General features: G+C 72.0%; 22 protein-coding genes. 14 read left to right on the top strand and 8 right to left on the bottom strand.

Translation table 11 applies throughout. The annotated features are described in order from the left end of the window. Window positions 1-19 precede the first annotated feature (19 nt). Both ACVWWH_RS03190 and ACVWWH_RS03185 read left to right on the top strand, forming a co-directional pair. Window positions 20-3,937, top strand: coding sequence for a non-ribosomal peptide synthetase family protein (locus ACVWWH_RS03190; RefSeq protein WP_457315597.1), 3,918 nt, complete (start codon window positions 20-22; stop codon window positions 3,935-3,937). Between the two features lie 56 nt (window positions 3,938-3,993). Continuing rightward, window positions 3,994-4,551 (top strand): hypothetical protein, encoded by a 558-nt coding sequence (locus ACVWWH_RS03185; RefSeq protein WP_457315596.1) that lies wholly within the window; start codon window positions 3,994-3,996, stop codon window positions 4,549-4,551. A 113-nt stretch (window positions 4,552-4,664) separates the two neighbouring features. On the opposite strand, the gene ald is transcribed toward ACVWWH_RS03185, so the two are convergent. After that, window positions 4,665-5,783 carry an alanine dehydrogenase gene (gene ald / locus ACVWWH_RS03180; RefSeq protein ID WP_066500839.1) on the bottom strand — a complete coding sequence of 373 codons (1,119 nt, stop codon included), beginning with the start codon at window positions 5,781-5,783 and terminating at the stop codon, window positions 4,665-4,667. Window positions 5,784-6,022: 239 nt separating this feature from the next. Here ald and ACVWWH_RS03175 point away from each other — a divergent pair, with 239 nt between their 5' ends. After that, entirely contained in the window at window positions 6,023-7,219 is a 1,197-nt protein-coding gene (locus tag ACVWWH_RS03175) for a PucR family transcriptional regulator (protein WP_141305744.1), read from the top strand. Between the two features lie 89 nt (window positions 7,220-7,308). Here the strand turns inward: ACVWWH_RS03175 and ACVWWH_RS03170 are convergent, their stop codons facing one another. Together ACVWWH_RS03170 and ACVWWH_RS03165 are read right to left on the bottom strand one after the other, a co-directional pair. Further along, a complete protein-coding gene (locus ACVWWH_RS03170) occupies window positions 7,309-7,683 on the bottom strand; it encodes a helix-turn-helix domain-containing protein (RefSeq protein WP_066500836.1) in 375 nt (124 codons plus the stop codon). Window positions 7,684-7,851: 168 nt separating this feature from the next. Beyond that, entirely contained in the window at window positions 7,852-9,318 is a 1,467-nt protein-coding gene (locus tag ACVWWH_RS03165; RefSeq protein ID WP_066500834.1) for an amino acid permease, read from the bottom strand. A 229-nt stretch (window positions 9,319-9,547) separates the two neighbouring features. Here ACVWWH_RS03165 and ACVWWH_RS03160 point away from each other — a divergent pair, with 229 nt between their 5' ends. Beyond that, on the top strand, window positions 9,548-9,766 hold the full coding sequence (locus ACVWWH_RS03160) for a hypothetical protein (protein WP_066500831.1): 219 nt from the start codon (window positions 9,548-9,550) through the stop codon (window positions 9,764-9,766). A 71-nt stretch (window positions 9,767-9,837) separates the two neighbouring features. Here the strand turns inward: ACVWWH_RS03160 and ACVWWH_RS03155 are convergent, their stop codons facing one another. The 5 genes from ACVWWH_RS03155 to ACVWWH_RS03135 form a co-directional block, all read right to left on the bottom strand. Further along, window positions 9,838-11,313 (bottom strand): sugar porter family MFS transporter, encoded by a 1,476-nt coding sequence (locus ACVWWH_RS03155; RefSeq protein WP_084249627.1) that lies wholly within the window; start codon window positions 11,311-11,313, stop codon window positions 9,838-9,840. A 142-nt stretch (window positions 11,314-11,455) separates the two neighbouring features. Next, entirely contained in the window at window positions 11,456-13,642 is a 2,187-nt protein-coding gene (gene malQ, locus ACVWWH_RS03150) for a 4-alpha-glucanotransferase (protein ID WP_457315595.1), read from the bottom strand. A 62-nt stretch (window positions 13,643-13,704) separates the two neighbouring features. Then, window positions 13,705-14,175, bottom strand: coding sequence for a DUF3237 domain-containing protein (locus tag ACVWWH_RS03145; protein ID WP_457315594.1), 471 nt, complete (start codon window positions 14,173-14,175; stop codon window positions 13,705-13,707). 19 nt (window positions 14,176-14,194) lie between these two features. Next, window positions 14,195-15,937, bottom strand: coding sequence for a CocE/NonD family hydrolase (locus ACVWWH_RS03140; RefSeq protein WP_457315593.1), 1,743 nt, complete (start codon window positions 15,935-15,937; stop codon window positions 14,195-14,197). A 3-nt stretch (window positions 15,938-15,940) separates the two neighbouring features. Next, window positions 15,941-17,284 (bottom strand): MFS transporter, encoded by a 1,344-nt coding sequence (locus ACVWWH_RS03135; protein ID WP_457315592.1) that lies wholly within the window; start codon window positions 17,282-17,284, stop codon window positions 15,941-15,943. Window positions 17,285-17,409: 125 nt separating this feature from the next. On the opposite strand from ACVWWH_RS03135, the gene ACVWWH_RS03130 reads away from it, so the two are divergent. The 10 genes from ACVWWH_RS03130 to ACVWWH_RS03085 all read left to right on the top strand — a co-directional run bounded on the left by ACVWWH_RS03130 (window position 17,410) and on the right by ACVWWH_RS03085 (window position 25,934). Then, window positions 17,410-18,315 (top strand): PaaX family transcriptional regulator, encoded by a 906-nt coding sequence (locus ACVWWH_RS03130; protein WP_066500821.1) that lies wholly within the window; start codon window positions 17,410-17,412, stop codon window positions 18,313-18,315. Between the two features lie 176 nt (window positions 18,316-18,491). Continuing rightward, complete coding sequence (locus ACVWWH_RS03125; protein ID WP_066502819.1) at window positions 18,492-20,591, top strand: heavy metal translocating P-type ATPase; 2,100 nt, start codon at window positions 18,492-18,494, stop codon at window positions 20,589-20,591. Window positions 20,592-20,604: 13 nt separating this feature from the next. Then, window positions 20,605-21,093, top strand: a complete 489-nt coding sequence (locus tag ACVWWH_RS03120; protein ID WP_457315591.1) for a DUF6153 family protein — start codon at window positions 20,605-20,607, stop codon at window positions 21,091-21,093. Window positions 21,094-21,144: 51 nt separating this feature from the next. Further along, window positions 21,145-21,756: a DUF305 domain-containing protein gene (locus ACVWWH_RS03115; RefSeq protein WP_457315590.1), complete on the top strand. Its 612-nt coding sequence runs from the start codon at window positions 21,145-21,147 to the stop codon at window positions 21,754-21,756. 90 nt (window positions 21,757-21,846) lie between these two features. Beyond that, window positions 21,847-22,257 (top strand): DUF302 domain-containing protein, encoded by a 411-nt coding sequence (locus ACVWWH_RS03110; RefSeq protein ID WP_457315589.1) that lies wholly within the window; start codon window positions 21,847-21,849, stop codon window positions 22,255-22,257. A gap of 62 nt (window positions 22,258-22,319) precedes the next feature. Next, entirely contained in the window at window positions 22,320-22,646 is a 327-nt protein-coding gene (locus ACVWWH_RS03105) for an ArsR/SmtB family transcription factor (protein WP_066500810.1), read from the top strand. Beyond that, window positions 22,634-23,452, top strand: coding sequence for a cation diffusion facilitator family transporter (locus tag ACVWWH_RS03100; RefSeq protein ID WP_457315588.1), 819 nt, complete (start codon window positions 22,634-22,636; stop codon window positions 23,450-23,452). Before ACVWWH_RS03105 ends, ACVWWH_RS03100 begins: the two co-directional genes overlap by 13 nt. Continuing rightward, window positions 23,449-24,363, top strand: a complete 915-nt coding sequence (locus ACVWWH_RS03095; RefSeq protein ID WP_457315587.1) for a cation diffusion facilitator family transporter — start codon at window positions 23,449-23,451, stop codon at window positions 24,361-24,363. Before ACVWWH_RS03100 ends, ACVWWH_RS03095 begins: the two co-directional genes overlap by 4 nt. Before the next feature lie 51 nt (window positions 24,364-24,414). Then, window positions 24,415-24,801 (top strand): ArsR/SmtB family transcription factor, encoded by a 387-nt coding sequence (locus tag ACVWWH_RS03090; protein WP_066500806.1) that lies wholly within the window; start codon window positions 24,415-24,417, stop codon window positions 24,799-24,801. After that, window positions 24,798-25,934, top strand: a complete 1,137-nt coding sequence (locus ACVWWH_RS03085) for a cation diffusion facilitator family transporter (protein ID WP_457315586.1) — start codon at window positions 24,798-24,800, stop codon at window positions 25,932-25,934. Before ACVWWH_RS03090 ends, ACVWWH_RS03085 begins: the two co-directional genes overlap by 4 nt. Window positions 25,935-25,955 lie beyond the last annotated feature (21 nt).

Raw genomic sequence — 25,955 nt, 5'->3', positions numbered from 1 at the left:
TCTCGACGGGAGTCCCCCCATGCCTGCCGCGTCCACCCCAGCTCCTTCCCGCCCCTCCTCGGCCCGCCGCCCCGCCACCCTCCCCGAGATGCTCCACGCGGCCACGCGTGCACATCCCGAGGCCGAGGCCGTGATCGCCGGCGATGAGTCCCTCACCTTCGACCAGCTCGGGAACCGCTCACGGCGCCTCGCCGGGCTCCTGGCAGAATCCGGGGTCGAAGCCGGGGACATCGTGGGCATCTTCGCCGAACCGGGCGTGGACCTCCCCCTGTTCATCTGGGGGGCCCTGCACGCGTCCGCCGCCTACCTTCCCCTCGCAGCCGACTACCCCGACGAACGGCTGCGCTACATGCTCGAGCACAGTGGGGCGAAGGCCATCCTGGCCGAGGCCCATCTCGCCTCCCGGATCAGGGACATCGCACCCCACGAGGTCCGGGTCATCACCCCTGGTCCCGATCTGGCTGGCCGTCATGACGCCCCCGCGCCGCACGACGGCGGGGACGCCGCCGCCCTGGCCTACGTGATCTACACCTCCGGGAGCACCGGGCGCCCCAAGGGCGTCATGATCGAGCACCGCAGCATCGTGGCCCAGCTGGACTGGCTCGCACTCGAGGGCCACCTGCGCCCCGGCGTCCGCATCCTCCAGAAGACCCCGACCAGCTTCGACGCGGCCCAATGGGAGATCCTCGCCCCCGCCGTGGGCGCCACCGTGGTGATGGGCGTGCCCGAGATCCACCGGAACCCGTATGCCATCGTCGAGCTGATCGGCAGGCATTCCGTCACGGCCCTCCAGTGCGTGCCCACCCTCCTCCAGGCCCTCCTGGACGCCGAGGGATTCGAGGTGTGCTCCTCCCTCACCCACGTCTACTCGGGCGGCGAGGCGCTCTCGGCCCAGCTCGCCGGCCAGTTCCTCGAGGCGCTGCCCTGGTGCCGGCTGACCAACCTCTACGGCCCCAGCGAATGCACCATCAACGCACTCAGCCACGCCGTGGGGCCCGAGGACCTGCGGCGCGGCGAGACCGTCATCCCCATCGGCCGGCCGGTCGCGGGGGCCGACTGCCATCTCCTGGACAGCGCCATGGCGCCCGTCGCCGAGGGCGAGGTCGGCGAGCTCTACCTCAGCGGTGTCCAGGTGGCGCGCGGATACATCGGCAACCCAGACCAGACGGCGGAACGGTTCCGGGCCGCGTCCGACGGCGGCGCCGTCCTCTATCGCACCGGCGACCTGGCCCGGCGGAATGCCGACGGGACCTTCCAGTTCATGGGCCGCATCGACAACCAGATCAAGCTCCGCGGGTACCGGGTGGAGCTCGAGGAAATCGCCCTGACTATCGAGCAGCACCCGTGGGTGCGCCGTGCCGGAGTCATCGTCTCCCAGAATGAGCGCACATCGAACCCGGAATTGGTGGCCTGTGTGGAAATGAACCCGCATGAGGCCACGCTCATGGACCAGGGAAACCATGGGGGCCACCACCAGTCGAAGACGAACAAGCTTCAGGTCAAGGCCCAGCTCTCCGACCCGGGAATCCGCACTGAATTCCCCGGAGGCCATGAGGGGGAATGCGCCGCGGGGAATTCCGGGGCATTCTTTCCCCTTCCCGGAAAGGACGTGCCGGCCCAGATCCGGGCGGAAGTCTTCGCCCGGAAGTCCTACCGTTTCTTCGATGGCGGCCAGACCTCGCGGGCCGAACTCGAGGAATTCCTCCGCACCATGCTGGCCATTCCGGCGAAGGCGGACTCTGGGGAACAGGCTGCCCGCATCGGCGCCCCGCTCGAGCAGCTGGGCCGGGCCCTCGCCTGGATCGGCCAGTTCACGAGCGAGGAGCGGCTGCTGCCGAAGTACTCGTACGCCTCCCCGGGGGCCCTCTATGCCGTCCAGGCCTACCTCGACCTCGCGGGCACGGCCGGCGTCCCCGACGGGCTGTACTACTACCACCCCCTCGAGCACGCCCTGCGCCTCATCGGTCCCGGCCGGCCCGCGGGTGGCCCCGCGGTGCAGATCCACCTGATCGGACGCCACGGTGCCATCGAGTCGGTCTACAGGAACAACATCCTCGAGGTGCTCGAGTTCGAGGCCGGCCACCTCCTCGGCGCGCTCCAGGACGCCCTGGCCGCATCGGGGCAGACCGTGGCGCCCTACGCCTTCGAGAGCGCCCATCGCAGCCGCTGCCGGGTCGCCGAGGAAGACCACTACCTCGGCACCTTCGCCATCATCGAGGGGACCGAGAACCACCTCACGGACGCAGAGCTCGTGGTCAATGTCCCGGGTCCGAAGATCGCCGGCCTGCGCGCCGGAACCTACGCCTGGCGCGACGGCGGCCTCGAGCGGGTCGCGGACGAGGTCATCCAGCCCAAGCATGTGATCGCCATCAACCAGCGCACGTTCGGCCGTTCCAGCTTCGGCATCAGCATCCTCAGCCGGGCCCGGGAGACCTGGCTCGACTACATCGCCATGGGATGCGCCCTGCACCGGGCCCAGCGCAACGGGGTGGGGGCAGGCCTCGGCTTCATGTCCTCCGGCTACAGCTCGAAGTCCGGCAACCCGCTGCCGACCTCCCGCCGCATCACCGACATCCTCACGGGCGCGGGCCTCGAGTCGGGTCCGTCCTACTTCTTCCTCGGCGGGAAGGTCTCCCCATGGCAGATCGAGACCGAGGGGATGTACGAGGACTCGGTGCACATGCAGGGCCCCGCGGAGCTGATCAAGGAGGAGCTCTCGCAGATCCTGCCCGACTACATGGTGCCGCACAAGACGGTCGTCTTCGACGAGCTGCCGCTCACCCCGAACGGCAAGATCGATGCCAAGGCCCTCGCCGCGTCCGAGAAGGTCGCCGCCGCCCACTCCCAGGCGCGCTTCGTGCCGCCGGCCACTCCCACCGAGAAGCGGCTCGCGAGCGAGTGGGGCGAGCTGCTCAGGTACGACGACGTCTCCACCGAGGACGAGTTCTTCGCCGTGGGCGGCAACTCCCTCATGTCGGTGACGCTCATCGCGCGGATCGCGAAGGTCTTCGGCGTCCAGCTGCCGCTGCGGACCCTCATCGACACACCGCGCTTCGCCGACCTCGCGCTGAGGATCGAGGAGGGCCACGGCCCCGTCGGGTCGACCTCGCGCTTCATCTCGCTGGGCAACGCGACGTCCCAGCGGCCCATCTACTGCTGGCCCGGCCTCGGCGGCTACCCCATGAACCTCCGCGCCCTCGCGGCCACGGCAGTCCCCATGCGCCCCGTCTACGGAATCCAGAGCCAGGGCATCAACGCCGGCGAACGCCCGCTCGGCACCATCGCCGAAATGGCCGCGGCCGACATCGCCGAGATGCGTGCGCTCCAGCCCGAGGGGCCCTACACGCTGTGGGGATACTCCTTCGGCGCCCGGGTGGCGTTCGAGGCCGCGTGGCAGCTCGAACAGGCCGGCGAGACGGTCGACCGCCTCATGCTCATCTGCCCCGGGAACCCGGGCCTCCGCGCGGCCCACGGCGAGGGCAGCGGGCGGAGCGCCGCGTTCGACGACCCGGCGTTCGTCACGGTCCTGTGCTCGGTGTTCATGGGCACCAGCAGCGGCCCCGACATCGACGAATGCCTCGCCGCGACGCACTCCCGCGAGTCCTTCACGGCGTTCATCGGCGGCCGCCTGCGGGCGCTCGACGCCGCCACGATCGGCAGGATCGTCGACATCGTCGTGAAGACCTACCAGTTCGACTACACGTTCGACGAGCTTGCCTCGCGCCGCCTCGCTGCCGAGATCACGATCTTCAAGGCCGCCGGAGACGACTACTCCTTCATCGAGTCGGCGCCCGACTTCGCGCTGCGCGAGCCGGTGATCGTCCCCCTCGCCGGCGACCACTACGAGGTCCTGCGCGAGCACGGCGTCGACGAACTCGCGGACGCCCTCCGCCACAGCACCTACGCCGAGGCGGGCGCCTCCGCCTCCCTCGCCTGAGGTCCCTGAAGCCACCCCAGCAAGCCCAGCACCACCCCAACCCCAAGGAAAGAACCATGACCACCACCACTTCCCCGATCGCCCCCGTCCGCCCCGAGGCGGCCCCGGCCCCCGCGGCCCCGGCCGCACCCGCCTCGGCGGCCCGCCTCCTCGCCGTCCTGCGCATCCTCCTCGGCTTCATGCTCGTGTGGGACGTGGTCGACAAGGTGTTCGGCCTGGGCATCTCGACCCCGGCCGCCAAGTCCTGGCTCGCCGGTGTCTCCCCGACGGCCGGCTACCTCGCGAGCCTCCACGGCCCCGCCGGGATCCTGGCGCCGCTGGCCGGGCAGGCCTGGGTGGACTGGGCCTTCATGGGCGGCATGCTCCTCATCGGCGCGGCGCTCATGCTGGGCATCGGGCTCCGCGCCGCGGCCGCCGCCGGGACGCTCCTCTTCGCGCTCCTCTGGGTCTCGGCGATGCCCACCCAGAACAACCCCTTCGTCGACGAGCACGTGGTCTTCGCCCTGCTGCTGTGGGTGTTCGCCACGACCCGCGCCGGGGACACCTGGGGCTTCGGCCGCCCGTGGGACGCGCTCGCCGCGCAGCGCGGGGCATGGCTGCGCCAGCTGGGCTGACGCCCTGACCCGGCGCTGACGCGCAGACGCACGACGCCGGGCCGGTCCCCCCAGGTGACCGGCCCGGCGTCGTGCGTCGGTTCCGCCCGGCTTCCGGGCGGCGCAGCGGACCGCTAGGCGGCGACGGCCTCGCGCCAGTCGGCGACCAGCGGCAGGCCGAGGGCCTCGGACACCGAGCGGTGCGTGACCTGGCCCGCGGCCACATTCAGGCCCCCGGCGAGGACCGCGTCCTTCTCGAGGGCGGCCCTCACGCCGAGGTCGGCGAGCAGGATCCCGTACCGCAGCGTCACGTTGGTGAGCGCGTAGGTCGAGGTGTTCGGCACGGCGCCCGGCATGTTGGCCACGCAGTAGAAGATCGAGTTGTGCACACGGAACGTCGGGTCCTGGTGCGTGGTCGGGTGCGAGTCCTCGAAGCAGCCGCCCTGGTCGATCGCGATGTCCACGAGCACGCTGCCGGGCTTCATCCGGGCCACCAGCTCGTTGGGCACCAGCTTGGGGGCCTTCGCCCCCGGGATCAGGACCGAGCCGACCACGAGGTCCGCCTCGACGAGGGACTTCTCGATCTCGTACTTGTTCGACGCGACCGTCTTCAGGCGGCCGCCGTAGAGGGCGTCCAACTCGGTGAGGCGCGCGATGTTGATGTCGAGGATGGTCACGTCCGCGCCGAGGCCCATCGCGACGACCGCGGCGTTGGTGCCGGCCACGCCGGCGCCCAGCACCACGACCTTCGCCGGGCGCACCCCCGGGACGCCGCCGAGCAGGATGCCCTTCCCGCCGGTCGGAGCCGTGAGGGCCTGCGCGCCCACCTGGACGGAGAGGCGCCCGGCCACCTCGGACATCGGGGCCAGCAGCGGCAGGCTGCGGCCGTCCTGCACCGTCTCGTAGGCGATCGCGGTGACGCCGGCGTCGAGCAGGGCGCGGGTGAGCTCCGGCTCGGCGGCGAGGTGGAGGTACGTGAACAGGATCAGGCCCTTGCGGAAGTGCCGGTACTCCGAGGCGATCGGCTCCTTGACCTTCATGACCATGTCGGCGCGGGCCCAGACGTCCGCGGCGTCCGTGACGAGCTCGGCGCCGGCCACGTGGTACTCGTCGTCGGTGATGCCGGAGGCCACGCCGGCGCCGCGCTCGATGAGTACCGTGTGGCCGTGCGACGCGAACTCGTGCACGCCCGCTGCCGTGATGGCCACGCGGAACTCGTTGTTCTTGATCTCCTTGGGGACTCCGATGATCACTTTCGTCTCCATTGTGTTCGGCGGGGCCGGTGGGCCCTGGGGGTTCCCCGGTGGCGGGGAGCTTTCGGTGGTGTCTCCAGCGTAGGTCCGGTTGTGAACCGCGTTACATGGGCCGGAAGGCCGCCTCCTCGGAGATCCGCGTCATTCCGCGGATCTCGCCGCTCGGGATGCGACAGCTGTCGTACGATGGGGCGTCACTTGTCTCCGCGTGGCTAGCGGATGGACGTAAGCTGTGGCGTATGCGGCACGGCGTCGAAGATCTGGTGGAAGCGGCGGCGGCCAAGCTGGGCCGGGGGCTCAGCGTGGAGGACCTCGACGGGCTGCTGATCGCATACTCGTCCAACCAGGCACAGGCGGACCCTGTGCGGGTGAACTTCCTGCTCTCCAAGCGGCTCCCGCCCGACGTGCAGGCCTGGCAGCTCTCGCACGGGATCGCCACCGCCGTCCGCCCCGTCACCGTCCCCGCCAACGCCGAGCTCGGCATGTACGGGCGCGTGTGCGTCCCCCTGCTCGTGCGCGGGTTCCGGGTCGGGTACCTGTGGGTGCAGCAGGGGGCGGACGAGGAGAGCTCCGCCGACGTCCTCGCCGCCCTGCCCGGCATCCGGCTCGAGCTCGACCTCATCGGCCAGCTCCTCCTCGAGTCCAACACCGCCGAGTCCGAGCACCGCCGCCGCCGCGAGGCCGAGTTCCTCGCCGCGGCCGCCGGGGACAAGTCCGCGCTCGCCGCGATCGCCGGGTGGCGCGAGGTGCACGGGCACGCCCCTTGGCAGGTCGTGGTGCTGCTGGATCCCGACGGCGTCACCCCGCGGGACCCGCAGGCCGCCGTCGTCGCCACCAGCACCGCCGCGATGCAGGCCACGGCCGGCATCGACCCGGCCCTCTTCACCGCCGGGACCGAGACGCACGCCGTGGCGCTCTTCGCGGGCACCACTGCGCGGGCGAGCCACGCCGCCGTCCTCACCCACTACGAGCGCGAGCTCGCCAAGCGCTCGGGGCGCCCCGCCGGCCGCGTGCTCGTGGGCATCTCCGAGCCCTTCACCGCGCTGCGGGACCTCGGCGCCGCGTACACGCAGGCGAAGGTGGCGGCGCAGGCCGCCGCGGTGGACCCCGAGCTGGGCGAGCTCGTCGACGTGCGCTCCGTCGGCGCATACCAGCTCATGGGGGCCCTCGCGGCGGAGCCGACGAGTGTGTTCTTCGCCGCACTCGAGGCAGAGGACCGCAACGGAGAGCTCCTGCCCGTGCTCGAGATGCTCTACGACTCCGACGGCGCGGTCCAGGCCGTGGCCGACCGGCTCCATGTGCACCGCTCCACCGTGTACCACCGGCTCGCCCGGGTGCGGAAGGTGATCCGGGCCGAGCCGCTGTCGGGCCGGGTGCGCCAGGAGCTGCACCTGGCGATCAAGGCCAGGCGGTGGGCGGGGCGCCCGCGCATCTGAGGCGGCCCCCTCCCGACGCGGGGCCAGGTCTTGGGGGATGCGGGGTCAGGTCTTGGGGGATGCGGGGTCAGGTCTTGGGGGATGCGGGGTCAGATCCCTGCGCCCTTCTTCTGCGCCGAGACCCAGGCGAGCACGTCCTCACGGCGGATGCGCCGGTGCGTTCCTCGGTACTGCACGGGCCAGGTCCCCGCATCGGTCAGCTTGCGCACGTACGAGTGGCTGATGCCCGCGAGCTCGGCGGCCTGGGCGACGGTCAGCACCTCCTCCGCGCTGCTGACCGTGACGGCCTCGCCGCGGGCCATCCGCGCGAGCAGGTCGCGCACCGCCTCGTCCACGGGGCCGGTGAGCCGGTGCGCGGTCCCGTCGACGAACAGCGAGACGTCCTTCGCCGCGAGCGCCCTGCCGAGCGCCTCCGCTTCGGCCGGCTCGAGTGCGGGCGTGGTGTGTGGGGCATAGCGGCTCATGCGCCCAGCGTAGCGGGGGTCGGGCGGCCTTAACCACGACGGCGGGTGGCCGGCTCGCGTGAGCCGGCCACCCGCCGTCGTGCGTACCCGCAACCGGGAAACCGCGACGAGATGCGTACCCGGAAGCGTGATAACGCGACGAGATGTGTACCCGAAACGGGGTGGGGGTTAGGCCGTGACCCTGGCCTCTTCGCGCAGGGTCTCCTGGTGGTTCGCGATCCGGGCCTGGTGGACCGGGGACTTCTTCACGAACTGCCAGGCGGCGAACAGGACCACGAACCAGATGGGCGTCACGAGCAGGGCCATGAGCGTGTCCAGCTGGGTGGTCAGCGCCCAGACGAGGAAGGCGAAGAAGGCGTAGACGACCCAGATCATCGCGCGGCCACCGGGCATCTTGTACGTCGAGGCCGCGTGGAGCTCGGGGCGGCGCTTGAGGAAGACGAGGTAGCTGGCCAGGATGATCGACCACACGAACATGAAGCACACGGCGGAGACGGTCGTGACCATGTCGAAGGCTGCGCCGATGCTTTTGCCCGAGTAGAGCAGCACCACGCCGGAGAGCAGCAGCACGCACGAGAGGAACAGCGCGTTCTGCGGGACCTTGCGCGAGGAGAGCTTGCCGAAGGCCTTCGGGGCGTCGCCCTCGACCGCGAGGCCGAACACCATGCGCGAGGTCGAGTAGATGCCGGAGTTGGCGCTCGACATGGCCGAGGTGAGGACCACGAGGTTGACCAGGGTCGCCGCGGCACCGAGCCCGGCGAGGGAGAACATGCCGATGAACGGCGAGTGGCCGGCCTTGAACTCCGTCCACGGGGTGACGGCCATGAGGATCACGAGCGCGCCGACGTAGAACAGGCCCACGCGGACGGGGATGGCGTTGATGGCGCGGGGCAGGTTGTGCTCGGGGCTCTTGGTCTCGGCGGCGGCGGTGCCCACCAGCTCGATCCCGACGAACGCGAACACGGCGATCTGGAAGCCCGCCACGAAGCCCATGAACTCCTTGGGGAAGAACCCGCCGAACTGCCACAGGTTCGCGAAGGAGGCGGTGCCGGCGTTGGAGGAGAAGCCGGTGAAGATCATGTACAGGCCGGTGACGATGAGGGCCAGGATCGCGACGATCTTGATGAGCGCGAACCAGAACTCGACCTCGCCGAAGGCCTTCACGGTGGGCAGGTTGAGGGCCAGCAGGATCAGGATCGTGGCGATCCCGGGGATCCACAGCGGGATGCCGGGCCAGAGCTCGTTGGCGTACCCGGCGATCGCGACGACGTCGGCCACTCCGGTGACGACCCAGCAGAACCAGTAGGTCCAGCCGGTGAAGAAGCCGGCCCACGGCCCGAGGAGGTCCCCGGCGAAGTCGGAGAAGGACTTGTAGTTGAGGTTGCTCAGCAGCAGCTCGCCCATGGCGCGCATGACGAAGAAGAGCATGAAGCCGATGATCATGTAGACGAAGATCACCGAGGGGCCGGCGACCGAGATCGTCTTGCCGGAGCCCATGAACAGGCCGGTGCCGATGGCGCCGCCGATGGCCAGGAGCTGGATGTGGCGGTTGGAGAGGCCGCGGGAGAGATGCGGCTCCACGGAGTGGCTCGACGCTGAGCCCGACGGGTGCCTCGACGGATTGGGCGTTGTCATAATGCGCAGACCTTCGCAGTAATGGCTTCAAATGTGACCCCTGCAACAGGGCCTTTCCAGCCTACCGCGCACCAGATGTGGTCCTGACCATACAGAGTGTCTGGATGATCACAGCAGACGTGCGACAGATGTCGCGTGACCGGACGCGGTTGCAGAAAATCTCCGTTTTGTCCAGTCAAACCGGATCGCTCTAAGATCCTCTCGTTCCACCCTTTGGCCAGGAGATCCCATGTTCCACGGCAATCACGCCCACCGGTCGCTGACCGTCCACGTCGACTCCGCACGCGAGCTCGACTCCGCGCTCAGCAGCGCCATCGGCACCCTCCAGCAGCACGCGGTCGCCCACCCCTGCTGCGGCATCCTCGTCACCCGCGAGGCGGCGGGGGAGTACCGGGTCGCCCTCGACGAGAGCGTCCCCTTCGGCATCACGCAGCAGCGCTGCGCCTGATCGGCGCCTGACGGGCCGGGCGGGGGCGGCCGGCGCACGACGCCGGGTGGCCGCCCCCGCGGGTCCGTCCCCTAGTGCTGGGCCCCCTTCGGGGCGCCCTTGGCGGGGCGGACGAACAGCGTCTCGGCCTGCTCGAGGGACATCCCGTTGGTCTCCGGGACCTTCGCGAGCACGAACACGAACGAGAGCGCCGCGAACGCGGCGTACATCCCGTACGTGAGGGTCAGCGACCAGGCCGCCATCGGCGGGAACGAGACCGTGATCAGGAAGTTCGCGATCCACTGGGCCGCCGCCGCGATGCCCAGTCCGCGGGCGCGGATGGACGGCGGGAAGATCTCGCCGAGCAGGACCCACACCACCGGACCCCACGAGGCGCCGAAGCACACCACGAAGACGTTCGCCGCGACGAGCGCGATCGGGCCCCACACACCGCTGAGGGACGGCTCGCCGTTGACGAGGGTCGCCGTCGAGAACGCCACGGCCATGGCGGCGAGGGACACGGCCATGCCGGCCGACCCCACGAGCAGGATCGGCTTGCGCCCCACCCTGTCGACGAGGGCGATCGCGATGAGGGTGACGAGGACGTTGGTCACCGAGGTGATCACGGAGATCTGGAGCGAGAACTCCTCGCCGAAGCCGACCGACTTCCACAGCGTGGTCGAGTAGTAGAAGATCACGTTGATGCCCACGAACTGCTGGAACACGGACAGGGCGATGCCGATCCACAGGACGGGCTTGAGGCCGAAGGCGGTGCCGCGCAGCGCGCCCTTGCGCTCGGAGAGCTTGTCCGCCTCGATCGCCTCGTGGATCTCCTTCAGGGCCCGGTCGATGCTCTCGAAGGGCGCCGTGGTCTCGAAGACGCGCCGGGCGCCGGCCTCGTCCCCCTTGAGGACGAGGAAGCGGGGGGACTCGGGGAGGGTGAAGGCGATCCACCCGTACACGGCCGCGGGGATGGCGCCGGCGATGAACATCCAGCGCCACGCCTCGACGCCGAAGAAGAGCGCGTGGCTCGCGCCGCCGGCGAATGAGGCCAGTGCCGCGTCGCTGAGGAGGGCGGCGAAGATGCCGAGGGTGATGGCGAGCTGCTGGAAGGACGCGAGGCGCCCGCGGACCCGGCGCGGGGAGATCTCGGCGATGTAGGCCGGGGCCACGACGGAGGCGAGGCCGATCCCCAGCCCGCCGACGAGCCGCCACAGGATGAGGTCCCAGAGGCCCACGGCGAACCCGGCGCCGATCGCGCTCACGAGGAACAGCAGCGCGCCGAGCTTCATCGCCGGGATGCGGCCGTAGCGGTCGGCGAGGCTGCCGGCGAGCCACGCGCCGATGGCGCACCCGATGAGCGCGATCGCGACGGCGAGCCCGGTCACCGCGTGCGAGAGGCCGAACGCCGCCTGGATCGAGTCGACCGCTCCGTTGACCACGGAGGAGTCGAATCCGAAGAGGAAGCCGCCCACTGCCGCCGCGACGGCCAGGCCGGCGACTTTGGCCGCGGACTTCCTCTGCGGGGGCTGGGTGTCGCCCGGGGTTCTGGCTGGATTGTTCGCCACGGTGGCTCCTGCTCGTGCGTCGGTTGGGAGAATCGGCCCCCGGCGCCGGTGGGCCCCGCGAGCGCCCGCCTAGTCTGGCACCGGCCGGGCGATCTTCCCAAAGCCGACGCGCCGACTCAGCCGGCCGCAGCCGTGATGCTCATCATCCTCCGGCCCGGTCGGCGCCGTCCACCGCCTCGCGCATCGCGGCGACGAGGGAGGCGAACCGTGCGGTGGCGGGCAGGTCCTCGAGCAGGACCGCGGCCCCGTCCGGCCCCGTGAGCGGGATCCGCCAATTGGGGTATTCGCGGTGCGTGCCGGGCTGGTTCTGGGTGCGGCGGTCCCCGACGGCGTCGACGAGGGCGACGCCGAGCAGGCTCGAGGGGGCCAGGGCCGTGAGCTCGTAGAGGGCCTCGATGACGCGCTGCTCGTCCGCTCCGCCCTCGGCCCCGTCCGCAGGGGAGGCCGGGAGGAGCCCGCGCTCGCGGGCGAGGTCCAGGACGCCGGCGATCTCCGCGCGGGCTGCCTCGAGCTCCTCCTCGACGGGGCGCTCGAGCAGGCCGAGGGACTCGCGCAGCCGCACGTGCTCGCCCGCGAGGTAGCCCGCGGTGGGCGGGAGGTCATGGGTGTTGACGCTGGTGAGGCACGCCTGCCGGTACTTCTCGGGCGCGAGCGGAGCGCCGGCGTCGTCGTACTCGAACCAGAGGATCGAGGTGCCGAAGACGCCCCGCTCGGCGAGGTAGTCCCGCACCCAGGGCTCGAAGGTGCCGAGGTCCTCGCCGATCACGATCGCGCCCGCCCGCTGGGCCTCGAGCGCGAGGATGCCCACGAGGGCTTCGTGGTCGTAGTGCACGTACGTGCCCTCCGCGGGCGAGGAGGAGCCCTCCGGGATCCACCAGAGCCGGAACAGGCCTAGGATGTGGTCCACGCGGATGCCGCCGGCGTGCCGGAGGATGGTGCGGAGCATGTCGCGGTACGCCGCGTAGCCGGACTCGGCGAGGCGGGTGGGGTGCCAGGGCGGCTGGCTCCAGTTCTGCCCCTGCTGGTTGAACATGTCCGGCGGCGCGCCCACCGAGACGCCGGCGGCGAGGACCTCGGAGAGGGTCCACGCGTCGGCGCCGTCCGGGCGCACGCCCACGGCGAGGTCGTGGAGCAGCCCGATCTCCATGCCCCCGGCCAGCGCGGTGCGCTGCGCGGCCTCGAGCTGCCCGTCGCAGACCCACTGGAGCCAGCGGTAGAAGTCGATCCGCTCGACGTGCTCCTCGCGCAGGCGGCCGGCCTCCGCAGGTGCCGGGAGCTCCGGAGCCGGGGACGCGCCGTCGGCCGCCGAAGCCTCTGCCGCGGAGGAGGCGGCGCGCTCGGTGAGCGCGGACCACAGCGCGAAGTCCGCCAGCCCCTGCCCCGCCCCGGCGCAGAACCGCGCGTAGGCCTGCTCGCGGGCCGGGCTCCGCGGCACGCGCCACACGAGGTCCAGCGCGGCGAGCTTTGCGGCGTAGGAGGCGTCCCGGTCGAGCAGCGCCGCGGAACTGTTGGCGGACCGGCGGCCGCGGGCGAGCTCCTCGATGCGGGCGCGGTCCTCGGCGGGAAGGTAGCCGTACTCGGGGATGTCCTCGATGCGCAGGTAGAGCGGGTTCACGAAGCGCCGCGTCGAGGGCAGGTAGGGGGAATCCTCCAGGGGAGGCACCGGCCCGGAGGCGTGCAGGGGGTTGACGAGCACGAAGCTCGCGCCCTCCCCGGCGCCGAGGGCCGCGAGGTCGGCGAGGTCGGCGAAGTCGCCGATGCCCCACGAACGCCGGGACCGCACGGAGTAGAGCTGCGCCATGAGCCCCCATCGCTGGCGGTCCGAGAGCCGGCCCGTGGTGGCGAGGCGGTCCGGGGTGACCACGAGCACCGCCTCGGCGCTGCGGTCCTCGTTGCGGGCGTGCAGGGTGTGCCACCCGAGGGGGAGGTCCGGCGGCAGGAGGAAGGACGCCCGCCCCATCAGGACGCCGTCGACCCTGCGCGGCTCGACCCAGTTCTCGGCCTGCTCGGCCGCGTACTCCGTGCCGTCCTCGGCCGTGACCCAGAGCGTGACGGCCGTGCCGTGCGGGACGTGGGCATCGACGGTCGCGCCCGCGCCCTGGCGGACCACCGCGACGGGCGGCAGCAGCCGGCGCCAGGGCCCGGTCTCCGCCTCTGCCAGGGCCGCGCGCATCGCCTCCGCCGAGTCGGTCGGCACCCCGAGGGCGCCGAGCACGGACCTCAGCGTCTCCGCTGAGACCTCCTGCCGGGTGCCGTCCCACCCCGCGTAGGAGGTCGCCACCTGGTGCTGTTCGGCCAGCTCGCGCAGGAGCCCCACTGCATCCGCCATGGCTTCACCCTATGCGCGCGCGGCGGCAGGGCAAGGGCGCGGCTCGCCCCGCGCGCCGGATCTCAGCCCACCGCGAAGACGTGCACGACGACGCGGTCCGGGTACCGCTCCCCGGTTCCCACGAACAGGGTGCGGTTCACCCAGTCCCAGCGCGGCGCCGAGGACCGCAGCCGCGGCGCACAGCGGAAGTAGATGTCCGCGGGGTCCACCGGCTCGCCGCGCGCGATCCGGCCCAGCGCCTCGGCGGAGCCGGACCGGATCGCGGCGTTGTCCACCGAGATGACCGCGCCGTCCTCGGTCTGGACCGCGTAGCGCGCGTCGAGCTGGGAGAGCTCCGGAGTGTGGAGGATCTGGAAGTCCGCGCCGCCCGGGAGCACGCGCCCGTTCAGGCGCGGCCCGGACACGGTGCCCCCGGTGATGGGGATGATCCTGCGGTGGCCCTCCGGCGTGGGGCCCACGTCGATCGGGTCGCCGATGAGGACCGAGAGGGTCCCGGCGTACTCCAGGGCGGGCGGCTGCGGCATCTGCGTCATGGCTGGGACAGTACCCGGCTCAGCCGAGCACCCCGAAGGTGATCCGGCTCGGCGTGCCCTCGCCCAGATGCACCCGCTGGTGGGCCACCACCGTGTCCGAGGAGCCAGAGGCCCTCGCCCCCGTGTTGAGGTTCCTGTCCCAGCGGGGGTGGCAGCTCGAGGTGACCTGCACCCGGAGGCGCTCGCCCGCCGCGAACGTGCACGCCGTGCTCCACAGGCTCACCGCGAACTCCTCGACCGCCCCCGGCGTGAGGGGACGCCGCGGCACCCCGGCGCGGAAGGCGCCGCCGTCCGCGCACGCGTCCCGCCACGACGCGCGCACGATCCCGTCCGCGAGGGCCAGCGAGCGCCCGTCCGGGGTGACCCGGCACAACCGCACCACGAAGTCGGTGTCGACGGCCGACGACGACGCGAACAGCCGCGCCGTCACCTCGCCGAAGACGGTGAGCGGCTCCGCGAGGGGCTCGGTGGTGAAGGTGAGGACGTCCGCGCGGGCCTCGACGCGCGACTGCTCCGCCGGCCCGGGGAAGTCGGCGCCCAGGTGCATCGTGGCGCCGCCGGTGGACGGGACAGGGTCGAGCGGGTCGTAGTCGTAGGCCACTGCCGCGTCCTCGCCCGGCCCGCCGGCGAGGGTCCCGCCGGCGCCGAGGAAGAGCTCGCGGCGGCCCGTGGGTGCGGGCAGCTCGTCGAAGCCGCGCCACCGGTTCTCGCCGAGGACATAGACGAGCACGGGCGGCGCCGCGGGCTCGGGGCCGTCCGCGAGGACGTGCCGGAACCACTGGGCGTGGACCGAGGAGAGGTCTCCGTAGGGGCCGAGGGCGGCCGCCGAGCCGCCCGGGAACGCGGCGTCAGGGAAGAGACCGGTGAAGCTCGCGTGGCTCCAGGGGCCGAGGATCAGGCGGGGGCGGGGCACCGCGGGGTCGCGCCGGGAGGCCTCGAGCTGGCGGCGGTACTGGTCGAGGGTGTTCGGCAGGAAGATGTCGAACCAGCCGCCGAGGTGGAGGGTGGCGAGCGGCACCGGCTCGGAGGCCGGCCAGTCCCACGCCTCCGACGCCTCGGCGCCGGGGTCCGCGCCGGCGGAGGGGATGATGGCGGACTGCATGAAGGTGCACGCGCGGGACTTGAGGTCGTTCAGCGGCAGGGTGCCGTACGCCGAGCCGTCCGCGAACGCGGCGTCCAGCTCCCGCCACGCCTCGAGCTCGCGCTCCAGGCGTGCGGGGTCGGAGGCGAACTCACGGCGGATCGTCTCGAGCGAGATCGAGCCGTGGCCCCAGCTCAGGCGGGACCCGAGCTCGACCGCGCCGCCGCGGAAGAGCGCCCCGTTGTCCGCGTTGCCCGCGGCGCACACGCCCGGGGCCAGGGCGGCGAGGCCCTGGGGCGCCCTGCGGGCTGCCCGCCACTGGGACTCGGCGAAGTACGAGCGGCCCCACATCCCCACCCTGCCCGAGGAGTACGGCAGGCGCGCTGCCCACGCGACGGCCTCGGCGCCGTCGTCCGCCTCCTGCTCGCCCGGGGCGAACTCGCCGTCCGAGCCGAACCTGCCGCGCACGTCCTGAAGGACCACCACGAAGCCCTCCGCCGCGACCGTGGCGGGGTTGAAGTAGGCCGAGTTGACCGACAGGTCGCGCCCGTAGGGGGTGCGGGTCATGAGCACGGGGAAGCGCTCGCCCTCGGCCGCAGGACGGTAGACGGTGGAGCGGAGCACGGTCCCGTCGCTGAGCAGGGTCTCGACGTCGTTCTCGATGATCACGGTGTACGCCATGCCTCAGGCCCCCGCCCGCGCGCCGAGCTCGTGGGTGTCCACCTTGTAGGTCTCGCGGACCCACACGAGGGTCACGAGCGCCGAGAGGCAGCAGCAGGCGGCGGTGAAGACCGCGACCGGGACCCAGCCGTCGGGGCCGGGGCGCACCACGGCGGCGGCGATCGTGGGGGCGAAGCCGGTGAGGATGAGCCCGAGCTGGGAGGAGATCGCGGCGCCGGAGTAGCGGATGCGGGTCGGGAACATCTCCGCGACGATCGCGGGGCCCAGCGGGTTCACCATGCCGTAGCCCACCACCATGACCAGGATCGAGGTGGCGAACACGAGCGGGACGTCCTTCTGCGAGATCGACCAGAAGTAGGCGAAGATCGAGGCCGCGCAGATCAGGTTGCCGGCGATGAAGACCGGCTTGCGCCCGATCCGGTCCGCGAGGATGCCGAAGAGGGGCTGGGCGATGATGCCGAGGGCCGCGGTCACGATGATGCTGCCGAGCATGGCGCTGCTCGGGACGAGGTGGCCGTTCGTGGCGTAGGAGAGGCCGAAGGCGGAGACGATCGTGGACACGACGGCCCATACCCCGAAGAGGATGACCTTGATGACCGTGGGCCAGTAGTCGCGCAGCACGACCTTGAGGGGCAGCTCCCGCTCGGTCTCCCCGGCCTCCCGCGCCTCCTCGAACACCTCGGCCTCGGGGATGCGGCGGCGGATCACGAATCCGGCCACGGCGACGAAGATGCTCGCGAGGAAGGGCAGGCGCCAGCCCCATGCGATGAGGTCCGCCTGCGGCATGAAGGAGACGAAGAGGAAGGCGAGCGAGGCGAGCATGATCCCTGCCGCGGCGCCGGTGTTGACCCAGCTCGCGAAGAACGCGCGCCGGCCGGCGGGGGCGTGCTCGAGGGAGAGTGTGACGGCGCCGACGGACTCGCCCGCGGCGGAGATGCCCTGCACCACGCGCAGCAGCACGAGCAGGACCGGCGCGGCGGCGCCGATCGCGGCCGTGGGCGGGAGGCAGCCGATGAGGAAGGTCGCCAGGCCCATCGAGACGAGGGTGAAGACGAGCATCTGCTTGCGGCCGATCCGGTCGCCGAAGTGCCCGATGAGGGCGGCCGCGAGGGGCCGGACCACGTAGCCGATGCCCAGGGTGGCCATCGAGAGGAACTGTCCGAGCAGCGGGTCGATCCCCGGGAAGAAGATCCTGTTGAAGATCAGGGCCGAGGCGGAGCCGTAGATGAAGAAGTCGTAGTACTCGAGCGTGCTTCCGGCGAAGCTCGCGAGGGCGGCCTTGCGCGCGTGCTGGCCCGGGGCGTGGGCTGCCACGGCGCTCGTGGCGGAGGTTGGACCGGCGGTCATGGCGGATCTCCTGGAGGACGACGTTGTCAGGAATGTGGTGCGCGTCACCTGCAACTATCGTTGCGTTAAAACTCACGTCCGTCAATAAAACTGCAAAGTTTGTCGCCGGCTGGAAGGATGAGGGGGTGCGCTACGAAGGACAGGTGCGGCCGAGCGCCGCCATGGTGGACTTCCCCAGGCCCCAGCGAGGGGGCACGAGCCAGCACCTGCTCGTGACCATGCTCGGCGAGTTCTGGCGGCACACCGACCTGTGGCTTCCGGCGCGGGCGATCGTCCGGCTGGCCGAGGATGTGGGGCTGAGCCGGTCCGCCGTCACTACCGCGCTGAGCCGGCTCGCCGCCCGCGGGGTCCTCGAGAACGACGGCGGGGGCCGCGCCTCGCGCTACCGGTTCACGGCCGCGGCGCGCGCCCGGCTCGCGATCGGAACCCAGGAGGTGGCCCGGTTCGGAGACCCCGCCGTCCGGTGGGACAGGCGGTGGACGGCCGTGGCGTTCTCTGTGCCCGAGTCGGAGCGCGAGATCCGCGAGGCCTTCCGCGCCCGGCTGAAGTGGCTGGGGTTCGCGCCCGTCTACGGCGCCCTGTGGTTCTGCCCCCGGGACCGGATGGAGCAGGTGCGCGAGATCGCCGAGGCGTACGGGGTGGAGGACTACATGGCCTTCCGCGTCGAGGACGGCGGGTTCGAGGGCCGGCGCCCCGCGATCGTCGACACGGCCGAGCCCCCGCGGCGCTACGCCGAGTTCGCCGACGCCAACGCGGCCCGGCTCGAGCGGCTGCGCGCCGGCGGACTTGACCCGGCCGAGGGGTTCCGCCTGCGCGTCGAGGCCGTCGACACGTGGCGAGCGTTCCCCTGGGACGATCCGGGCATGCCGTACGAGCTGCTGCCGGCGGACTGGCCGCTCCTGCGCGCGCGCGAGTCGTACGTGGCCCTCTTCGCCGCGACGGCGCCGCTGGCGGAGCGGCACGTCCGCGCCGTGCTCGGCGCGCTCGCTCCGGAGGCGGAGGCCGGCGTGGCGGTCCCCGCGGCGCCCTGACGTCTTGACCGACATACCCCTAGGGGGTATGTTGAGAGTGCGCTGTCAGCGATGGACGCGGTCCGGGAGAGCCCGCTACCGCCGATCGCCCCACAGCCCGAACTGACCCCACTGCGGAAAGAACGGGTAGAACGGTGAACCAGCACACGCACGATCACGGGCACGGGCCGGGCCCGATGGTCCAGCACGACCACGGCGCCCAGGGCGAGCACCCCCAGGACATGACTGCCCGGCTCCACGCGGGGCACAGCGACCCGCACATGATGCATACCCACGGGGAGCATGCCGGCCACTCGGTGGCGATGTTCCGCGACAGGTTCTGGCTGACGCTGGCGCTCTCGGTCGTCGTCGTGGCCTTCAGCCCCATGTTCTGGCACCTCTTCGGAGCCATGCCCCCCATGTTCGTGGGCAGCGAGTGGATCAGCCCGCTCCTCGGCACGGTCATCTTCGTCTACGGCGGCATGCCCTTCCTGAAGGGCGGCCTCGGCGAGCTCCGGTCGCGCACGCCGGGGATGATGCTGCTGATCGCCATGGCCATCACGGTCGCGTTCCTCGCCTCCTGGGCCACGAGCCTCGGCATCGGGGGCTTCGACCTGGACTTCTGGTGGGAGCTCGCGCTCCTCGTGACGATCATGCTGCTCGGCCATTGGCTCGAGATGCGGGCCCTCGGCGCCTCGCGGGGCGCGCTCGAGGCCCTCGCCGCGCTCCTTCCCGACGAGGCGGAGCGCGTCCTGCCGGACGGCGGCGGAACCCAGATCGTCCCCGCGGCCGAGATCGCGCCCGGGGACCTCGTGCTCGTCCGCGCGGGCGGCCGGCTGCCTGCCGACGGGCGGATCGAGTCCGGCACGGCCGAGCTCGACGAGTCGATGATCACCGGTGAGTCCAAGACCGTCAGCCGGGGCCCCGGAGACCCCGTGGTCGCGGGGACCGTCGCGACGGACACGAGCCTGCGGGTCCGGGTCGAGGCCGTGGGGGAGTCCACCGCGCTCGCGGGGATCCAGCGCATGGTCGCCGACGCGCAGGCCTCCTCGAGCCGCGCCCAGGCCCTCGCCGATCGCGCGGCCGCCTTCCTCTTCTACTTCGCCGCCGGCGCGGGAATCCTCACGTTCATCGCGTGGACGTTCCTCGGCCAGCTGCCCACGGCGGTGACCGCCACGGTCACCGTCCTCGTGATCGCCTGCCCCCACGCCCTCGGCCTCGCGATCCCCCTTGTCATCGCCATCTCGACCGAGCGCGCGGCGAAGGGCGGCGTCCTCGTCAAGGACCGCATGGCCCTCGAGCGCATGCGCACCGTGACCGCCGTCCTCTTCGACAAGACCGGCACCCTGACCAAGGGTGAACCCGAGCTGGTGGGCCTTGCCTCCGTGGGCCCGGACGAGGCCCGCGTGCTCGCCCTCGCGGCAGCCGCCGAGTCCGAGAGCGAGCACCCTCTGGCCCGCGCGATCGTGCGTGCCGCCGCCGAGCGTGGCCTCGGCGTGCCTGCCGCACGGGACAGCCAGGTCCAGCCTGGACGCGGCGTCCAGGCCCGCGTCCAGGACTCCGCGGGGGAGGTCCTCGTCCAGATCGGCGGCCCGGCCCTGCTGGCCGAGCGCGGCGTCGAGAGCCCTGCCGAGCTGGACGACGCCGTCAGCCGATGGAAGGGCCGCGGCGCCTCGATCCTCCACGTCCTCCGCGACGACGAGGTGATCGGCGCGGTCGCCCTCGAGGATTCCGTCCGCGAGGAGTCCCGCACGGCCGTCGCCGCGCTGCAGGAGCGGGGCATCAGGGTCGCGATGATCACCGGCGACGCCCAGCAGGTGGCCGACGCCGTCGCCAAGGACCTCGGCATCGACGAGGTGTTCGCGCAGGTCCTCCCGCAGGACAAGGACCGCAAGGTTGCCGAGCTCCAGGGCCGCGGCTATTCGGTGGCCATGGTCGGCGACGGCGTCAACGACGCGCCCGCGCTCGCCCGCGCGGACGTGGGCATCGCGATCGGCGCCGGCACGGACGTCGCGATCGAGTCCGCCGGCGTCGTCCTCGCGGGCAACGACCCCCGCTCGGTGGTCTCCGTGGTCGAGCTGTCCCGGGCCAGCTACCGCAAGATGTGGGAGAACCTCGTGTGGGCCACGGGGTACAACGTGATCACCGTTCCCCTCGCAGCCGGCGTCCTCGCGTTCGCCGGAATCATGCTCTCTCCCGCCGTGGGCGCTGTGCTCATGTCCCTCTCCACGATCGTCGTGGCGCTCAACGCCCAGCTCCTGCGGCGGCTCGACTTGGATCCGCGGACCGTCGGATAGGACGATGGGGAGCGTGCAGATCGACACAGCCCGGGCCTTCCTCGGGGCCGTCCGGCGGTTTCGGCGCCGTGAACTGTGGCGATATGCCCGGACTCTGCTCCTCGTGGCGGCCGTCGTGGCCGGCCTGCTGGGCATGCACGTGCTCGGCGACCACGCCGGGCCCGTGGCCCCGGCAGCCGGCGCCCACCCCGCCGGACTCATGCAGGCCGCCGGCCCTGGGCAGCACGCCGCCCCCGCGCAGCACATGGACCCCGCGCAGCACATGGACCCCGCGCAGCACGCCGGTTCCCTCGGTGCCTGCGCCCATGCGCAGCCGGGCCCCGGCGGCGCGATGGTCCACTGCACCCCGGCGCCCGGGGCCCTGCCCCCGGCGCCGCCCGGCGACGTTGTGCTCGGGCGGTCGGACGCGCTGCAGCGCGCGCCCCGGGCCGCGGTGCCGGCCGCCGTGCGGCCCCGGGCGCCCGCGCCGGACCTCGCAGAACTCTCGATCAGCCGGACGTGAGGGCGGGCCAGCGCCCGCCCACACCCACGCCCACCTGATTGGAAGACACTTGTGAACGCGAAGACCTTTGCCCTGCCCGCCGCCGCCCTCCTCGCCCTGGCCCTCGCCGGCTGCGGGGCCACGGCTCAGTCCGCCCCCGCGGCCGGCACCGCCCACGACGGCCACACGATGCCCATGTCCTCGGCCCCCAGCACCGCCGGCGCGGCCTTCAACGCCCAGGACGTCATGTTCGCGCAGATGATGGTGCCCCACCACGAGCAGGCGGTGGAGATGAGCGAGATCGTGCTGGCCAAGCCTGGCCTCGACGGCCGGGTCAGCGCCCTCGCCCAGCAGATCAAGGGCGCGCAGGCGCCGGAGATCGCGACGCTCAAGGGCTGGCTGGGCGCCTGGAACCAGCCCAGTGCCATGCCCGGCGATGCCGGCCACGGCATGGAGGGCATGCTCAGCGCCGAGGACCTGGGGAAGCTGCGGGCCGCCGACTCCGGCGCTGCCTCCCGTCTGTTCCTGAGCCAGATGATCGCCCACCACGAGGGCGCCATCGCGATGGCCCGGACGGAGAAGGCCGGCGGCGCGCACCCCGACGCGGTGGCGATGGCCGGCTCGATCGTGGACTCCCAGGCCAAGGAGGTCGCGTCCATGAAGGACCTCCTGAACAGCCTCTGAGCCTGCTCGCTCACTGCGTCCCCGCTTGCCCTCGCGGCGCCGGATCAGCCTGCCCTTGATCCGGCGCCGCCGGGCTGGGAGCCTCGGGGCATGGCCTACACACTCACCACCCATGTCCAGCTTCCCTACGCCGAGGCGGTCGAGGCCGTGCGCTCGGCGCTCAAGGACCAGGGCTTCGGCGTCCTGACCGAGATCGACATCCGGACCACCTTCGCGGCCAAGCTCGGGCCCGACGCGGCCACCGCTGTGGGCGACTACGTGATCCTCGGTGCCTGCAACCCGCACCTCGCCAGCCGCGCGCTGGCCACGGAGCCCGAGATGGGGGCGCTGCTGCCCTGCAACGTGGTGGTGCGCCGGGGCCCGGACGCGGACACCACGACCGTCGAGGCGATCGACCCGCAGACCATGATCCAGCTCAGCTCGAGCGAGCGGGTCCGTGAAGTGGCGGACGACGCCGGCACTCGGCTGCGCGCGGCCCTCGCCGCTGTCGGGGCGGACTAGGCCGGCTCCGCCGAGGACCGGGCCCGGTTTCGTCGATACAGGATCTTCTGTAGCGTTGAGGGGTGCAGACACTGACGACCCATGCCGTCCTGGCCCGATTCGGGAAGGCCCTGGCTGACCCGACGCGGGCCGCCGTGCTGATGCAGCTCAAGGACGGCCCCGCTTTCTCGGGCGACCTCGCCGAGCGGATCGGGGTGAGCCGGCAGGCACTCTCGAACCATCTCGCGTGCCTGCGCGACTGCGGCCTGGTGGTCGCGGAGCCGGAAGGCCGGCGCGTCCGCTACGAGCTCTCCGACCCGAAGCTCGCCCATGCGCTCGCGGACCTCCTCGGAGTGATCCTCGCCGTCGAGCCGGTCTGCACCTGCGGCGTGCCGGAGTGCGCGCCGTGACGGCCGCGCTTCCGACCGACGGCCGGCGCGTCCTCACCCGGCGGATCCGGCAGTTCTCCCTCGCGGTCATCGGCTACAACGTCCTCGAAGCCGTCGTGGCGCTCGTGGCGGGCATCGCGGCGGGGTCCGTCGCGCTGATCGGGTTCGGCCTCGACTCCGTGGTCGAGGTGGCCTCGGCCGCGGCGATCTTCTGGCAGTTCGCCGGCGACGACCACGAGCGTCGGGAGAAGGCGGCCCTCCGGGTTGTCGCGTGGCTGTTCTTCGTGCTGGCCGCCTACCTCGTGGTGACCTCGGCGCTGAAGCTGTTCGGCGCCGAGGAACCTGTCGAGTCGCCGGCCGGCATGGTCCTCACCGCGGTGAGCCTCCTCGTCATGCCGCTGCTCTCCTACGGCCAGCGGCGCGCGGGCAGGGAGCTCGGCTCCCGCAGCGCGGTGGCGGACTCCAAGCAGACCCTGCTGTGCACCTACCTCTCGGCCGTGGTCCTCGTGGGACTCGCGGTGAACGCCCTCTTCGGCTGGTGGTGGGCCGACCCGCTCGCGGCCCTGGCCATCGCGGCGGTGGCCGTGAAGGAGGGCATCGAGGCCGCCCGGGGGGACGTCTGCTGCGCCCCCTCGTTCGGCCCGGACGCCGGACGTGCGGACGCCTGCGGGGCCGGGGCCGGCACGGAGGAAGCCTGCGACTGCTGCTCGCCTTCTGCGGCCAACGGGCGGGCCAGTGGGCTCCAGATCACCCTGTATCCGGCTCAGGCATCGGACCGGGCATCGCACCGGGCATCGCACCGGGAAGCGGAGAGGGGCCGGCGATGAGCGGGCACGACCACTCCTATGCCGACGCGACGCAGGACCGTGCGCGGCTGTTTGCCGCCCTGTGCGTGACCGTGCTGATCCTCGCGGCGGAGATCGTCGGCGCGCTCCTGTCCGGCTCGCTCGCGCTCCTCGCCGACGCCGGGCACATGTTCACCGACGCGTCCGGGCTCGTCATCGCACTGATCGCCGCCTCGCTCGCGATGCGGCCCCGCACCCCCGAACGCACGTGGGGCTACCGGCGCGCCGAGGTGCTCGCGGCCGCGCTCCAGGCGGGACTGCTGCTCGTGGTCGGCACCCTCGTCCTCGTGGAGGCCATCCGACGCCTGGTCGAACCGCCCGCAGTCGGCTCGTCCGCGATGCTCTGGTTCGGCGTGATCGGGCTGTGCGGCAACGCGATCGCCCTGGTGGTCCTCGCCGGCGGGCGGCACAGCAGCTTCAACCTCCGCGCGGCGTTCCTCGAGGTGCTCAACGACGCGCTCGGTTCCGCCGCCGTGATCGTCGCGGCGATCGTGATCGCGGTGACCGGCTTCACCCGTGCCGATGCCCTGGTCTCGCTCCTCATCGGCGCCCTGATCGTGCCCCGGACCCTGCGGCTGCTGAAGGAGACCACCGATGTCCTCCTCGCCTCCACCCCGAAGGGCCTTGACCTGCGCGCCGTGCGGGAGCACATGCTCGCCCTGCCGCACGTGCTCGACGTCCACGATCTGCACGCGACGCTCATCGGCACCGGCACCCCGGTGATCACGGGCCACGTGACCCTCAAGGACGAGTGCCTCGTCAACGGCCACTCCCAGCAGATCCTCGTCCAGCTCCAGGAATGCGTCGCCGAGCACTTCGACGTCCCCGTCGAGCATTCCACGTTCCAGCTCGAGAACGCCGCCCACCGCGACCAGGAGCACCTGCACCACTGACCCGCTCGCCGCGCTTTGCACCAGGGCCACTCCAGCTGCCATTATCTGCGTATGAATGCAGATAAGAAGATCTGCGGACTCGACCCCGACTCCCAGTACGTGGACCTTGCGGTAGAGGTCTTCTCGATGCTCGCCGACGCGACCCGGGTGCGGATCATCCTTGCGCTGCGCGCCCAGGGAGAGCTGTCCGTGAACGAGCTCGCGGAATCGGTGGGCAAGGCGCCGGCGGGCGTGTCGCAGCACCTGGCCAAGCTCCGCCTGGCCCGGATCGTCACCGCCCGCCAGGAGGGGACGAGGGCCTTCTACCGGCTGGCGAACGAGCACGCCTCGCAGATGGTCTCCGATGCGATCTTCCAGGCGGAGCACTCCCTCGGAGGAGTCCCGCGCCACCACCACGTGCAGGCCGACGCCGGCCAGAAGGAGAAGGAGAGCGCATGAGCGCCGAGCACGCCCCGCACTCCACGGAAGCGGACGAGCACCACGACCACGACCACGGCCATGATCACGACCACGGGCACGGCCACGGCCACGACCACGGCCATGACCACGACCACGCGCATGACCACGACCACGCGCATGACCACGACCACGGGCACGGCCACGCGCATGACCACGGGCACGACCACCACCACGGCTTCCTCGGAACGCTCAAGGAGTTCTTCGTCCCGCACACCCACGATTCCTCGGACTCGATCGACGACGCCCTCGAGGCGAGCGCGGAGGGCGTCCGGGCCCTGAAGATCAGCCTCTTCGTCCTGCTGGGCACCACCGTCCTGCAGTTCCTCGTGGTCCTGGTCAGCGGCTCGGTGGCGCTCCTGGCCGACACCGTGCACAACTTCTCCGACGCGCTCACGGCCGTCCCGCTCTGGGTCGCGTTCCTCCTGGCCCGCCGCCCCGCCACCCGCCGCTACACCTACGGGCTCGGGAAGGCCGAGGACCTCTCCGGCCTGTTCATCATCGCGGTCGTGGCCCTCTCCGCGGTCGTGGCAGCGTGGCAGTCGATCGACAGGCTCTTCCATCCCCAGCCGCTGGAGAACCTCTGGTGGGTCGCCGCGGCAGGGGTGATCGGCTTCGCCGGCAACGAGGCCGTGGCCGTCTACCGCATCCGCGTGGGGCGGAGGATCGGCTCGGCGGCCCTCGTGGCCGACGGCGTCCACGCACGCACCGACGGATTCACCTCCCTCGCCGTCGTCGCCGGCGCGGTCGGCGTCATGCTCGGCTTCCCGCTGGCCGACCCGATCGTGGGCCTGCTGATCAGCGTCGCGATCTTCGTGCTCCTGTGGGGGACGGTCCGCAGCCTCGGCCGCCGGCTGCTCGACGGCATCGAGCCCGACCTCGTCGATCGGGCCGAGCACGCCCTGGCCCATACCCCCGGGGTGCTGGCCGTCGAACGGGTCCAGCTGCGCTGGATCGGCCACCGTCTCCACGGCTCCGCCACGGTCCGGGTCGACCCGCTCACCACGGCCGCCCAGACGGATGAGCTGCGGGCCGCCGGGGCGCACCGGCTCGGGCACGCCCTGCCCAATCTCGAGGACGTCACCATCGCCGTGACCGCGCAGGGCGCCGGGTAGGCCCGCGCGTCCTCGGCTTCG

This window comes from Sinomonas sp. RB5 (assembly GCF_054063535.1).
This window is presented reverse-complemented; position numbering and strand designations above follow the sequence as displayed.